This window comes from uncultured Psychrobacter sp. (assembly GCF_947488565.1).
Lineage (GTDB): Bacteria > Pseudomonadota > Gammaproteobacteria > Pseudomonadales > Moraxellaceae > Psychrobacter > Psychrobacter saeujeotis.
The window spans coordinates 94965-108297 of sequence record NZ_CANKZC010000002.1; the positions used below are offsets into that span (position 1 = coordinate 94965).

General features: G+C 44.5%; 13 protein-coding genes, 1 tRNA gene and 1 other RNA gene. 5 read left to right on the forward strand and 10 right to left on the reverse strand.

Annotated elements, in window-relative coordinates; all coding sequences use genetic code 11:
- Window positions 1-26: 26 nt before the first annotated feature.
- The 7 genes from Q0890_RS04655 to coaD all read right to left on the reverse strand — a co-directional run bounded on the left by Q0890_RS04655 (window position 27) and on the right by coaD (window position 4988).
- Window positions 27-839 carry an ABC transporter permease gene (locus Q0890_RS04655; protein ID WP_299218154.1) on the reverse strand — a complete coding sequence of 271 codons (813 nt, stop codon included), beginning with the start codon at window positions 837-839 and terminating at the stop codon, window positions 27-29.
- A gap of 250 nt (window positions 840-1089) precedes the next feature.
- Window positions 1090-1166, reverse strand: a tRNA-Met gene (locus tag Q0890_RS04660).
- A 136-nt stretch (window positions 1167-1302) separates the two neighbouring features.
- Window positions 1303-1664, reverse strand: an RNA gene (gene rnpB, locus Q0890_RS04665) — RNase P RNA component class A.
- An 82-nt stretch (window positions 1665-1746) separates the two neighbouring features.
- The gene (gene bioD / locus Q0890_RS04670; RefSeq protein WP_345832321.1) at window positions 1747-2484 is read right to left on the reverse strand and encodes a dethiobiotin synthase; all 738 of its coding nucleotides are present in this window, start codon (window positions 2482-2484) and stop codon (window positions 1747-1749) included.
- Window positions 2485-2527: 43 nt separating this feature from the next.
- The gene (gene bioA, locus Q0890_RS04675) at window positions 2528-3832 is read right to left on the reverse strand and encodes an adenosylmethionine--8-amino-7-oxononanoate transaminase (protein ID WP_299218156.1); all 1305 of its coding nucleotides are present in this window, start codon (window positions 3830-3832) and stop codon (window positions 2528-2530) included.
- Window positions 3833-4122: 290 nt separating this feature from the next.
- Window positions 4123-4371 (reverse strand): YfhL family 4Fe-4S dicluster ferredoxin, encoded by a 249-nt coding sequence (locus tag Q0890_RS04680; RefSeq protein WP_299218157.1) that lies wholly within the window; start codon window positions 4369-4371, stop codon window positions 4123-4125.
- A 26-nt stretch (window positions 4372-4397) separates the two neighbouring features.
- Window positions 4398-4988, reverse strand: a complete 591-nt coding sequence (gene coaD, locus Q0890_RS04685) for a pantetheine-phosphate adenylyltransferase (protein ID WP_299218158.1) — start codon at window positions 4986-4988, stop codon at window positions 4398-4400.
- 281 nt (window positions 4989-5269) lie between these two features.
- Here coaD and smpB point away from each other — a divergent pair, with 281 nt between their 5' ends.
- Entirely contained in the window at window positions 5270-5746 is a 477-nt protein-coding gene (gene smpB / locus Q0890_RS04690; RefSeq protein ID WP_299218160.1) for an SsrA-binding protein SmpB, read from the forward strand.
- A gap of 80 nt (window positions 5747-5826) precedes the next feature.
- On the opposite strand, the gene rarD is transcribed toward smpB, so the two are convergent.
- Window positions 5827-6825, reverse strand: coding sequence for an EamA family transporter RarD (rarD, locus tag Q0890_RS04695; RefSeq protein WP_299218161.1), 999 nt, complete (start codon window positions 6823-6825; stop codon window positions 5827-5829).
- Window positions 6826-7092: 267 nt separating this feature from the next.
- Here rarD and Q0890_RS04700 point away from each other — a divergent pair, with 267 nt between their 5' ends.
- A complete protein-coding gene (locus Q0890_RS04700; protein ID WP_299218163.1) occupies window positions 7093-7560 on the forward strand; it encodes an Lrp/AsnC family transcriptional regulator in 468 nt (155 codons plus the stop codon).
- A gap of 8 nt (window positions 7561-7568) precedes the next feature.
- Here Q0890_RS04700 and Q0890_RS04705 read toward each other — a convergent pair whose 3' ends face one another.
- Entirely contained in the window at window positions 7569-7877 is a 309-nt protein-coding gene (locus Q0890_RS04705; protein WP_299218164.1) for a hypothetical protein, read from the reverse strand.
- 242 nt (window positions 7878-8119) lie between these two features.
- Here Q0890_RS04705 and Q0890_RS04710 point away from each other — a divergent pair, with 242 nt between their 5' ends.
- The 3 genes from Q0890_RS04710 (at window position 8120) to Q0890_RS04720 (ending at window position 12247) form a co-directional block, all read left to right on the forward strand.
- Entirely contained in the window at window positions 8120-10558 is a 2439-nt protein-coding gene (locus Q0890_RS04710) for a YgiQ family radical SAM protein (protein WP_299218166.1), read from the forward strand.
- A gap of 320 nt (window positions 10559-10878) precedes the next feature.
- Window positions 10879-11319 (forward strand): hypothetical protein, encoded by a 441-nt coding sequence (locus Q0890_RS04715; RefSeq protein WP_299218167.1) that lies wholly within the window; start codon window positions 10879-10881, stop codon window positions 11317-11319.
- A gap of 388 nt (window positions 11320-11707) precedes the next feature.
- Window positions 11708-12247: a hypothetical protein gene (locus tag Q0890_RS04720; RefSeq protein ID WP_299218169.1), complete on the forward strand. Its 540-nt coding sequence runs from the start codon at window positions 11708-11710 to the stop codon at window positions 12245-12247.
- Window positions 12248-12417: 170 nt separating this feature from the next.
- Here Q0890_RS04720 and Q0890_RS04725 read toward each other — a convergent pair whose 3' ends face one another.
- Window positions 12418-13281, reverse strand: a complete 864-nt coding sequence (locus Q0890_RS04725) for a MauE/DoxX family redox-associated membrane protein (RefSeq protein WP_299218170.1) — start codon at window positions 13279-13281, stop codon at window positions 12418-12420.
- Between the last annotated feature and the right edge of the window lie 52 nt (window positions 13282-13333).

Below are 13333 nucleotides of genomic sequence, written 5' to 3' on the forward strand. Positions count from 1 at the left end.
ACTTATATAAATTGGTATCTATCAATTCAACGAGAACGAATCATGTCACGTTCAGCAAATTTATAAAGCAGCAAGCCTAAAAAGTTGACACTAAACATCCATTTTAGAAAGTAACCTATATCAATGTGGTAGGCTGGGTAGTTGGGGGCAAATGCATGCCTGATAAGTTCAATGTTATGAATAAAAGGGTTATATAGTAAATAACTAAAATAGGGTTCTGGAATAATATGAATAGGATAAATAATTCCAGACGTGAAATATAAAATGGTAAACAATATAGTAATTACCTTACTAATTTCACCACCATAATATCCAACAACCATCATAATTAAAGCAATACCAAAACTAAATATAAAAAGTGTCGCCCAACAAAATAGTACGATATGTAAGTTTTCTAAACTGGCATAGATATCAAAAAAAGCTAAGCCCAGCAATAATAGTATCGAGGTAAAAAAATAAATAACGAGCTCTAAAAATGAGCGAGCAATGATGACATCGATGTGTTTGATTGAACGATACATCAACAGGCCTTTATTGGCTTCAACAGCCCCTAACGCTCTTGTAGCTATCTTCTGAAACATGCGAAAGGGAACCATTCCGGCTACCAAAAACAGAGAGAAATCCATTCCAGGAACCAAACGCTCACGAATCGCACCAAAGATTACTAAAAATATCAATACCTGAAAAAGCACTTCTAACGGCGCCCACAGGTAACCCAAACGATAACCACCAAAACGCGTTTGTAGCTCACGCATTAGTAATGCATGAAAGGCGGCGCCCATGACTTTAAGGCCACTGCGATGCTTAATAGGACGATAAGGAGGCAATTGTACAGACATAGCGTTACAGGACTTCACCAAAAACAGCCCCTATGATAAGTAAGAGGGACATAAGTTACAAGAAATAATCTGTGAGTAGGTAGATAAAGCTATGTTTTGGCAAGAAATTGGCAAGTAAATAACGGTAGCAATAATCGTTCAGTAAGCTGGTATCATTCAGACAGCCACTGTCTATCGACTTATTTCAGACAAAAAAAAACCAACCACAAAGGATTGGATTTATTCGTACTACACGTTACTACTATATAGATGGTGGCGATGGAGAGACTTGAACTCTCGACCTCACGATTATGAGTCGTGCGCTCTAACCAGCTGAGCTACATCGCCATTTAAGGCTCGGTATTATGCCGATACAGGTGACCGACGTCAACCCCTAAACAGCATTTTTTGCAAAAAATATGAATTTCGTTCAAATTAGCTGCAATTGTTATCACTATTATTGATAAAGCACGAACAATAAAAGAGGTTTGGTAAACCGATAAGCCGGGTTCTGTCGTGGACGATCATTCCTCTAGGCGTATCATCGCTGATACGCTCAAGCAACCTACCCGCATCGAACGCGGGCCGCGCCATGCCGATGCCTATTTGGTCTTGCTACGCGTGGAGTTTACCATGCCGTGAGATGTTACCATCCACGCGGTGCGCTCTTACCGCACCCTTTCACCCTTACCTCACGTGCTGACGCGAGGCGGTCTACTCTCTGCTGCACTGGTCGTCGGGTTACCCCGCCCAGCCGTTAGCTGGCACGCTGCCCTATGTAGCCCGGACTTTCCTCCCCTGCAAGTCTGTTAAACAGTATGCAGCGGCGATCGCCTAGTCTACCAAGGGCGCTAGTATAGCAAATCTAATCGCAGACTAGGAATAAGTTTTACGCTTATTTGCACTTTTAAGACCAGATTAAGACTTTTTAAATAAAATTCGATGGTAAAACCCACGCTTTATCTACTGACGCTGTTTGGTTGTCAGGCAGTGTTGTATCGTTTAGATAAGGCAACTGTAACCAATGTGTGGTTGGATAATGCTGTTGTATGTGGTTTTTTAAAAACTCAATTGTACTAGTAGCTATCTCATTATCGGTATTAAGGCTCGTATCATGTATGGGATTATAAACAATACTATGCACAGACAATCCACGCGCTTTTATCGCCTCTAGACTAAGCAGCGTATGATTGATACTGCCGAGGCGACCAGAAGTGACTAATACTATAGGATAGCCTTGAGTGGCAATATAATCTAAGGTTAATAGTTGCTCTATAATAGGTACGAGCAAACCACCTGCGCCTTCTAATAGCACCACATCATAATCGGCCTGCAAACAGCGCGTAGCATTGTCAATGACTTTGGGGTCTAAGACTGCTTTGGCAAGTTTTACCGCCAAATGCGGTGAAGCAGGCTTTTGATAACGATAAGGACAAGTTGTAAAATCCAAATCATAAGACTGTAGAGGAATACCCATTAACCTACGATGAGTGATGATGTCATCAGCGATACTCATTTTGCCATCATTATCGAGCGTCACGCCGGTCTGTACCAGCTTTTGGGTAATGACACTGATGCCTTGTGTCATTAACGCTTTAGCAATCATTCCAGTCGCGTAAGTTTTACCGATGTCGGTATCAATACCAGATACAAATAGGACGCTCATTATCTACCTTAATAAGAAACTTGTTTTTGCGTATTTTCAATTTTTATTGCGCCAGTTGTAAGGTTTGCAGATAGCTTGTCACTACCTTTAACAACGCCTGGCACAATGTGTTAAGTTCACTATCTGTAATCACATAAGGCGGCATAATATAAATCAATTTTCCAAAAGGTCTGACCCAAATACCATTATCAATCAATAACGCTTGGAAAGTAGGCATATCAACGGCCATCTCTAGCTCGATTACAGCAACTGCCCCCAAACACCTGACTTCTTTCACACCATCTAACGCCGTAGCAGGCGCGAGCTGCTGCTGCATCACAGCTTGCATATTTGCCGTACGCGCCTCGATATCGTAAGACATGATTAAATCAATCGACGCACAGGCAACCGCGCATGCCAGCGGGTTACCCATAAAGGTCGGCCCATGCATCAGCGCTGGATAATCACTGTGATGAATAGTATCCGCGATTTGTCTTGTACATAAGGTGGCAGCAAATGTCATATAACCACCTGTTAGCGCCTTACCAATGGTCATAATGTCAGGACAGATATTTGCATGTTCACACGCAAACAGCTTACCGCTGCGTCCAAAGCCTGTAGCAATCTCATCAGCGATTAACAACACGTCATACTCATCACATAGCTTACGTAACAGTTGCAGGTATTCAGGACTATAAAAGCGCATACCGCCTGCGCCTTGAATAATTGGTTCAATAATAAATCCGGCAAGCTTATCGCTGTTGTTGGCAAAAAACTGGGTTAATTCATCGCGCACGTCTTGCGTTAACTTATGCTCAAACCCCATAGGCGGCGCAGAAACAAAATGCTGCGTCGGTAATTGCGTGCCATATAAGCTGTGCATGCCATTGACCGGATCGCAGATACTCATGGCATGCCAAGTATCGCCATAGTAGCCTGAATGGGTCGAGGCAAATTGGTTTTTATCAGTACGTCCGACCGCGATTTGGTATTGCAGCGCCATTTTTAGCGCCACTTCCACAGCGATGCTGCCACTATCAGCATAGAATATCGCATCAAGTCCTTTTGGCACTATCTTTAGCAATTTTTCGCCCAGCTCTATCGCCGGCTTATGCGTCAACCCGCCAAACATGACATGCGCCATTTTACCCAGCTGCTTTGTGATAGCAGTATTTAGTTTGGGATGATTATATCCATGTACGCTCGCCCACCACGACGACATGCCATCGATAAGGCGCGTACCATCTTCAGTGACGATGTAGATACCCTCCGCATGATCAATAACGATATTAGAATAAGTGGGCGGTAGACTGGCATAAGGATGCCAAAGATGATGGTGGTCAAAATCGCTGGTAGAAGTATTTGTCATAGCACACTCTTAAACATCAAACGTGTGGCAAATTGAGTGTCCATATTCGTCATATTATTCCTAGTTTTTAGCACTTTCATACAGTTAGCATTTCCATACAATTGGTACTTTTAGTACTTTCGTATAAATAGTGAACTCAATTTAAAATAGATAAAGTGCGACTGGGATGATTTTTTCGTAGCCGCTGTGATAGCAGCAAGTAAGTAAAATTTATACCAGTCGCGTACAACTATTAACGTATCGATTTTATTTTGAGCTGAGCATTTATCAATAGCATAATCTATAACGCATCACTGACCGGTGATACGTTTATATTTAGCCAACAGATCATTTTCGGTCTCAACGTGATTTGGATCCTTGGGTATACAGTCCACAGGACAGATGACCACACATTGCGGCTCATCAAAATGACCGACACATTCCGTACATAGATCGGGGTCGATAACATAAATATCGTCCCCTTCTGAGATCGCTTCGTTTGGACAAGCCGGCTCGCATACGTCACAGTTGATACATTCGTCAGTGATTAATAACGCCATAAACTGCTCCTATTACATAAGTAGGGTTATGAGCCAAGTTTGTTAATAAAAGCTTGTGAGACGCACTTGGGCACAAACTTACTCACATCACCATCAAGCTTGGCAATCTCACGAATCATCGTCGATGAGATAAATGAATAATGCTGAGATGGGGTCAAAAATACCGCTTCAAAGCGCTCATCAAGCTCACGGTTCATATTGGCGAGCTGAAACTCATACTCAAAATCTGACATGGCGCGCAGACCACGTAATACCGCGGTGGCATTTTTTTCACGCATAAAATCGACCAGCAACCCTTCAAAGCCCACGACTGATACTTGCGGTAAATCAGCAAATACCGTCTCTACCAGAGCAACGCGCTCCTCAAAACTAAACAACGGCTTTTTATGATGACCTGAGGCAACAGCGATCACCACTTCATCAAACAATTTGGTCGCACGGGTGACCAAATCGACATGTCCATTTGTAATGGGATCAAAAGTGCCTGGATATAAAATTTTGGTATGTAGCTTTGAAGATTTTGAAGATTCTAGAGATTTGGTAGCGTTTGAAAGCTCTGACGCATTAGAATTTGGAAGGTTAGAATCTAAATCGTTAGAAGAAGTTGCTGGATTCATGGCAAGGCTAATTTATTGGTTAATAATAGCGCTTATGCTAACAAATTTTGGTTAAACATAATACTTATCTGTGGTCAGTACTCAGTATAACTTTTAATCCAAATCTACTGACTATCGATAACGCACGACTACATTTGCTCTAACATTTTTAGTAGTAGCTTTGCTACAATAGTTGGTTCGACTCATCCATCTTAGCATGACAAAAACATAATCCGTATTAGGGTTAGGATGAGGAACAGTTAGACAAGGACACGGTATGTTGTAGTCCTTATGGAGAGATTATGTCAAAAAAATCAAGAAAACCGGACAATCAAATTTGCTCAAATAAAAAAGCGCGGCATGAATATTTCATTGAAGAAACCTTTGAGGCAGGATTGTCACTACAAGGTTGGGAAGTTAAGGCCATTCGTGCCGGAAAAATGACCATTACCGAAGCTTACATTATCTTTCGTAATAATGAGGCTTTTCTTTTTGGCGCGCATATTCAGCCATTACTCAGTAGCTCAACGCACGTGAGCCCTGATAGCATTCGTACCCGCAAACTGCTGCTTAATCGTCGCGAAATCGAAAAGTTGATGGGCGCGGTTAACCAAAAAGGTTATGCTTGCGTGCCATTATCGTGCTACTGGAAGCGCTCTATGGTCAAGTGTCAAATTGCACTGGCGGTGGGTAAAAAACAACATGACAAACGCAAGACGCTTAAAGATCGTGACTGGGAGCGCGACAAGCAGCGCGGCTTTAAGCAGCATTTAGATTAAAAAATTTGTCACCACGCAATAAAAAACGGCTATCGTTATGATAGCCGTTTTTCCGTTCATTGTTGCTTTAGTTAAACCAGCTACACTGAGGCCGCGATTTGCTTGCGTTTGGTCGATCGCAACTGCTTGACCCCATGCGCAATTAAAAATGCAATCCCAAGCCAAATCAAACCATAGCTAAAGAGCATGCCTGACTCAAATGGATTGCCCAAAATGGTGATGGCAAGGATAAAGAGCAATGCCGGCTCCAAATAACTCATCATGCCGTACACGTTGACGGGCAGCATTTGACTGGCATCGACATTGGTTTTCATCGCCAGCACACTAAGAATACCCAAGCCAATCAGCATCATGATAAAAAAGCCCGAGCCGCCAACCAGACTTAAACTGTCAGGCGCCATAAAAAATAAATACCCCAAAGCAAATGGTGCAAAAATGGTTAAATCTACCAGCAGTCCGGTCACCGCACCAACCCCCTGCAAGCGGCGCAAAATGTAGTACAGCGGATAAGTGCCGCAGACCCAAAGGGTTGCCCAAGATACGCTTTGGGTGCGCACAATCTCACTGCCCACGCCAAGCGCAGCAAACCCGACGGCAAGCCACTGCAAGCGGCTGAGCTTTTCGCCAAATAAAACACAGCCAAACACCACCATCATCAGCGGAAATAAGAAATATCCCATCGCAGTTTGCACGCCCTGCTCATTGACTGGCGCCCACATAAACAGCCAAAACTGACTTAAAAATATTGGCGTTGGCAATAATAGCCACGCCCATTGCTTGAGGCTGCCAAGCGATTTTAATTTATCAATGTGCCCTCCCAGCTGACCGCTAAAAGTTAAAAACCCAACCAGTGCCGCCCACATCGCCAGCATGCGCCAGATAAATACCTGCGTACCTGACAACGGCGCCAAAAAGCTACTGTAAGCATATAGCACCCCAAATAAAACATTGGATAAAATAGCTAATGCCACGCCCATCATCAGCGTTCGCTCCTGCGCGCTACCCGACGCCCATACCGCAGGCATCGGCAGCCGTGACAAGGTCGCGTGAAGCGCACCAGATAAAGTAGACGTTGACATAAAGGCACCTTGATTTAGCGAGTGGGTAGAAGAAGATCGGTTATATGGTTTATCAGCTAACCGCTCTGAAATGGTTAACGACTATCATACAGATGTCCTTCAATAAAAAATCTCTATAAAACCTTATTTACAATTTTATTTATCATAGTTTCCTATATTTTCTATATTTATTATCATATTCCCTATAATAGTGATAATAAGCACATTTTTATGTTTATGGTTTAAGCATGCGCTAATAACCATTACGATTTAATAGAGTATGATCCTATGAACCAGCCTTTAGACGCCACCGACAAAGCCATTTTAAACCTCCTTCAAGACGATGCCACGCTGCCGCTAAAGACGGTCGCCGAACACGTCCATGTGTCGATCGCCACCGCCCAGCGCCGCATCCAAACGCTGACAGACACAGGCGTGATCACCAAACAAGTCGCCATCGTGGATCCCAATAAGGTCGGCTATAGTTTGACGGCTATCGTGATGGTTGAGATGGCGCGCTCAAACAATTCGATGCAGCACCGGTTTGAGCGCTTAATGAACGCGCAGGCGCAAGTGATGAGCTGCTATGAGGTGTCGGGCGATGCTGATTTTATGCTGATGGTGAGCGCCAAAAACATGAGCGATTATCATCAATTTACGCGCAATCTACTGACGTATGAGAACAACGTGCGCAACTTTAAGAGTCAGTTTGTGATGAACTTTACCAAAAGTGGTACCAAGATTTATTTAGATTGAGCCATATGCTAAGGCTGCTTGTTTGGCGCTATCAGATAAAGCAAAAAAGGGATGGCAAAAATAATCGCTATAAAGGCGTAAACAAATAAGACAGACAACCATGTACCGATATGAATGCCGCCATGCGCCATATTTATCCCATACTCAAAAGTGATCAGCGCCATGCCCGCTATGGGCACCAGCATCGCTATCATTAAATATTTATAAGTAAAGGATTTGCGGCAAAAACGGTCTTTTTGATAACAATAAACCGTCGTTATCAGATAAATAAGCACGACAACGGGCATAAAGTACACAAGTAAAAGCATCGAGAGCATTTTTGATTTCCATTAAGTAGAGCGCACTACCAATAAAATAGGCCTTTATGGTTCACTATACCCCATTTAATCCATCATTTTACCTTATGCTATCAATCACTTATCGAAGATTTACTATAAATCAGCATTCACACCCTGAGTGCAATTCATGGTAAGATGAGCGCCTTTTTATGCATCAGCGACTGCGGCAATACCTTGTCCAGCTGTCGCAATTGCCAACACGCCATTAATAGGGTCACCTCATGTCTGCCGATACCATCGCCCGCACCGCCTTCAAACAAGGCGTCAAGCCACTATATGACTACGATAAGCATTGGGCAAGCTGCTATGAGCCTGCGCCTTATTTGCCGATGACGCGTGCTGAGATGGACGCGCTCGGTTGGGATGCGTGCGATGTGATTATCATCTCAGGTGATGCCTATGTCGATCATCCAAGCTTTGGTATGGCAATTATCGGGCGATTGTTAGAATCGCAAGGCTTTCGCGTCGGCATCATCGCGCAGCCGGATTGGAAGAGCAAAGATGCCTTTATGGAGCTTGGCAAACCGGTCTACGCCTATGGCGTGACCGCCGGCAACATGGACAGCATGATCAATCGCTATACCGCCGATCGCAAGATTCGTAGCGATGACGCCTACTCGCCTGGCAATGTCGCGGACAAGCGCCCTGATCGCGCCGCCATCGTCTATAGCCAGCGCTGCCGTGAAGCCTATCCTGATGTGCCAATTATCTTAGGCGGTATTGAAGGCAGCCTGCGCCGTATCGCCCACTATGACTACTGGTCAGATAAAGTGCGCCGCAGTATTTTACTGGACAGCCGTGCCGATGTCTTATTATATGGTAACGCGGAACGTGCCATCGTCGATGTGGTACATGGACTATCCAAAGGCTATACGTTTGAGCAAATGAGCAGCTTACGCGGTACCGCGTATTTATTGACCCCAAGCCGCCGCCATTGGCAAGCAGACATGACGGAAGTCGCGAGCAATGACGTCGATACGGTCGGCCGCGTTGATCCGATTATTAACCCGTATGTGATGACCGAGGATGTGGACAGCTGCAAGATTGAGCAAGAAAAGCCTAGCGACTCGCCAGTTGGGCAAGCCATGACAGGCATGTCGGCACAATATCAGGGCTTTGTCGCAGAACCCGTCACCAATAAAGTACTGAACGCCGATCAAGTCGATGACGACACGCAAGTGGTACAGATGCGCGGCTTTGATACTAAAAGACCCACCGCGCGTAAGCACAAATTTAAAATGCCGCCGCGTGATAAAACCGTCATTCGCCTGCCTGATTATGACCATGTCAAATCAGACCCTGTACTTTATGCGCATGCCAGTCGAATTTTGCATTTAGAGACCAACCCCGGCAACGCGCGCGCCTTGGTGCAGCGCCACAGTAGCGGCGCGGGCAACTCGTTTACCTCCATCGATGTCTGGCTCAATCCGCCGCCGATTCCGCTCTCGACCGAAGAGATGGATTACGTCTTTGATTTGCCCTATGCGCGCCTGCCGCATCCAAGCTATGGCGATGCGCGCATCCCTGCCTTTGATATGATTAAATTCTCCGTCAATATCATGCGTGGCTGCTTTGGCGGCTGTACTTTTTGTTCTATTACTGAACACGAAGGGCGCATCATCCAAAACCGCTCTGAGGACTCTATCCTGCGTGAAGTCGAGGCCATTCGTGATACCGCGCCTGCCTTTACTGGCGTCATCTCCGACTTGGGCGGGCCGACGGCCAACATGTATCGCCTCAACTGTAAGGACGAGACCATTGAGAAAAACTGCCGTAAGCCGTCCTGCGTCTATCCTGATGTTTGCGAAAATCTACTGACCGATCACAGCAATTTAACCCAGCTCTACCGCAAAGCGCGTGATATCAAAGGCGTGAAAAAAATCCTTATCGCTTCTGGCTTGCGTTATGATTTGGCGGTAAAAGACCCTGAATACGTCAAAGAATTGGTCAGCCATCATGTCGGTGGCTACCTTAAGATTGCCCCAGAGCATTCAGAAGAAAACGTCTTATCTAAAATGATGAAGCCTGGCATGGGCAGCTATGACAAATTCAAAGCCATGTTTGAGCAGTACAGCCAAGAGGCCGGTAAAGAGCAGTATCTTATCCCCTACTTTATCGCCGCGCATCCTGGCACCAAAGATGAGGACATGATGAATCTGGCGCTGTGGCTAAAATCTCACGACTACCGCGCCGATCAAGTGCAAGCCTTTTACCCCAGCCCCATGGCGACGGCAACCACCATGTATCACACCCACAAAGACCCGCTACATAAGGTCAACCGCGAAGGCGGTGATATGGATATCGTCAAATCCGGCAAGCAGCGCAAATTGCACAAGGCGTTCCTTCGCTATCATGACCCAAAAAACTGGGCCTTATTGCGCCGCGCCTTGCAGGACATGGGACGTAGCGACCTAATTGGCAAAAACCGTGGTTGTCTGATACCGCCATTCAATGCGCATTTAGAGGGCCGTGATGCCAGTCAGGACAGCTATCAATCGGCGCGCAAAAAGAACAGCCGTATGGGTAATGACTCCGTCAAACGCAGTGGCAAATCAGCGAGCCAAAACCGCAAAAACCAGCCCAATAACGCGCGCAAAAAAGTCAGCCGTGGTAACTTCCAAACCCAGCATACCGGATTGCCACCGCGTAAAACCAAATAGTATTGAATGTATAAAACGATGAGCAGAATATTATTGGCTCATCGGATTAATACCATTAACAGCACTTATTGGCTCCCCAGTCGATAAGTGCTTTTTTGATCAAAGCAGTTTATGCAGTACATACGTCTGTTGTACAGAATTGACCAATTAAAATACTCTGAGAGTAAAATTACATTAACCAGCGATTACGTAACGTGAATAACAGCTAGCAAACAATTTCTAACAATCTACAAGCTCTACTTTCGCTAATATATGCGCTATATGCTTAATGCATTGTTAAATACAAATAAATGATATGATTTGATTTTTTGGAGAAAATTATGAACACCTTAACTAAGGTTGCGACTGCTCTACCTGCCCTTGCTTTACTTAGCGCTTGTGCTACTACCGCGCCTACGCCTACTGCACCAAACACTCCTACCACGCCAAGTACGACAACGCCTGCTTCAGAAAGCGTGACTGATGCAGCCTATGATCGTATGGCGCCGGCACCTTATATTTGTACTGATGATAGTCAAATCCTTGCAAAACAATCTATCAATAAAAAACAAGTGATGTTGACTGCCACCCTACCTAAAGTGAACTGGTCGGAGCAACCAATTATTTTAAATGGTGGCGTAGAGGGCGATACGGCAAGTTATGTCAATGAGTCAAACCCAGAAGTTGTCTATGCATGGCATATGAAAGGCGATAAAGGTATCCTAGCGATGAAATGGGCTGATGGAAAAGAATACCAAGTAAACTGCCAGATCGGTAGATAATGGTTGAGGTTGAATCGTTAACCTTGCGCATTTAAACGATATAAAAACAAAATAAGAAACAGCGAACCGAAAGCAGTCATCGAAAGATGGCTGTTTTTTTATGCGTCTAGTCCATAAAACATATGGTCAGTTCGAAATAAAATTGATACGTTAATAGCGACGTGCTGCTGGAGTAAATTTTTCTTGCGTGCTGTTCGCAAGCGTGACAGAGGCTGCAAAAAATTTACCTTAGCAGCACTGTATCAGTTTTAAAGTGAACCAACTATACCTGTCTTGCCGATATTTTTATCACAGTCGCTCGTTTGCTGCATTTTGCTAGAGAAGTATAACGAAAGCTGTCAAAATAGCGCTTATATAAAAATTTATGATTAATAAAGAGGATACGTCGATGACGAAGCGCCTAATAAGTATGATGTTAATCGCTACTACAAGTATATGGGCGCTGACAGGCTGCGATAACGCCACCGACTCTGTTGATGCCACCGACCAAACCACGCAAACAGCCACGGCAAACTCATCAGCATCAGAAGTCGATACGATAGACTGGTCATTAATAGATAGTGGTGAAAAGCCTGCTGATCGCGCCAATTATAAGTATCCGTTTGCAATCGATAGTCAAAACGTCCTTGATTATGCGGACTACTTTAAAGTGGACGCTGCGACCGCTCAGCATAACCTAACCGTGAGCATGGCAAGTAACGAAGCACTGTCTAAGGTGCTCGATCAGTCGGGCAGTAGTTATGTGTCACATGAACTGACTGACGGCGAGGATATAAAACTTATCATTCATACTACGCCCGACATCGCTGCCAGTAGCTATGATTATGTTCTGTCTGATGACTTTGCTAAGGGGCTGGTGTTGCCGATTGAGATTTTGCCAGATGGTAAAAAAGGTAAGGTTGAGGTGCATGGAAAGATGCCACAATAAGAGGTTTAGAATGGTTACTAGTAAGCTCTATCTGCCATAAGTTTTACTGAAGCAAGTTTTTTGTTTTTATATCGAGCAAAGTACTTATTTATCTGGCAGGCTGATATAAAAGTTTAAGGATTTTCTAATATTGGAGGGTACGTAAAGCGCACCCTCCTAAAAACTACTTACTAAAGCAAAGCACGAATAAGCATATAGCTACCCATACCTACCATCATCACGTTTTCAGTTAATGAAATAGCGCCTAATGGCACATTACTATCACCACCGACGCAGGCGCACTTTAGCTCACGCTTATCAATATAAACCGCTTTAATCACTGAGACGCCACCGATCAAACCAATCGTTAACGCTACAATACCGGCGATAGGATTGAGCCAAGGCTGATCAGCGAGCATAGCAATCCCTGCAAAAGCTTCTAAAAACGGGTAGACATAACCGTACCGCACGACTCTTCTAGCCAATAAATCGTAACCCAAAAACCCAGTCGTAAAGCTTTCTAAATCTTCAAGTTTTTTGATGGCCAGCACACCCATAGATAGGGCAACAAACCACATCAAAGCTTGCATGGACAATATACTAACTGATAGTGCCCAACATAAAGCCAAGCTCATTAAAGCGGTAACAGAAAATATGGCGATAATGGGTGCGTAAGTGGTATCGTCCTCATCCGTTGGCTCAGCGTTGCCCAAGAATACTTGCAGCTCATCATTCCCGCCAATACGCTTGCCATCGATAAAGGTTTGCGGTGTGGTCTTAACGCCCAAGGTCTCTTTTACCAGTGTATTCTCGTCTTGGTTGGTGATGTGGCGATCAGTAATATCATAGCCTGCATGCTTGAGCGCATCGATTGATTTGAGTCCAAACGGACATAAATGGTCTTCCATCACCATCCGAAAGATGATGGCGCGTTTGCCATCGCCATCGACATGCTCACCGGGCAGTTTATTGATGAGAAAATCAAGCTTGTCTTGGCTGATAGAGTTGGTGTTGGTTTTTTCAGCGTCGTTATTATTATCGTTGTCTGCGGGCATAATTTGCTCCTTTTTAAAATTGTAAAATTCATTATAAAAAAGAGCGCAAGGC

Coding starts and splice junctions, on each gene's coding strand:
- Q0890_RS04655 (WP_299218154.1), bottom strand. CDS start 839: ATGTCTGTACAATTGCCTCCTTATCGTCCTATTAAGCATCGCAGTGGC.
- bioD (WP_345832321.1), bottom strand. CDS start 2,484: ATGAGCGTCCTATTTGTATCTGGTATTGATACCGACATCGGTAAAACT.
- bioA (WP_299218156.1), bottom strand. CDS start 3,832: ATGACAAATACTTCTACCAGCGATTTTGACCACCATCATCTTTGGCAT.
- Q0890_RS04680 (WP_299218157.1), bottom strand. CDS start 4,371: ATGGCGTTATTAATCACTGACGAATGTATCAACTGTGACGTATGCGAG.
- coaD (WP_299218158.1), bottom strand. CDS start 4,988: ATGAATCCAGCAACTTCTTCTAACGATTTAGATTCTAACCTTCCAAAT.
- smpB (WP_299218160.1), top strand. CDS start 5,270: ATGTCAAAAAAATCAAGAAAACCGGACAATCAAATTTGCTCAAATAAA.
- rarD (WP_299218161.1), bottom strand. CDS start 6,825: ATGTCAACGTCTACTTTATCTGGTGCGCTTCACGCGACCTTGTCACGG.
- Q0890_RS04700 (WP_299218163.1), top strand. CDS start 7,093: ATGAACCAGCCTTTAGACGCCACCGACAAAGCCATTTTAAACCTCCTT.
- Q0890_RS04705 (WP_299218164.1), bottom strand. CDS start 7,877: ATGCTCTCGATGCTTTTACTTGTGTACTTTATGCCCGTTGTCGTGCTT.
- Q0890_RS04710 (WP_299218166.1), top strand. CDS start 8,120: ATGTCTGCCGATACCATCGCCCGCACCGCCTTCAAACAAGGCGTCAAG.
- Q0890_RS04715 (WP_299218167.1), top strand. CDS start 10,879: ATGAACACCTTAACTAAGGTTGCGACTGCTCTACCTGCCCTTGCTTTA.
- Q0890_RS04720 (WP_299218169.1), top strand. CDS start 11,708: ATGACGAAGCGCCTAATAAGTATGATGTTAATCGCTACTACAAGTATA.
- Q0890_RS04725 (WP_299218170.1), bottom strand. CDS start 13,281: ATGCCCGCAGACAACGATAATAATAACGACGCTGAAAAAACCAACACC.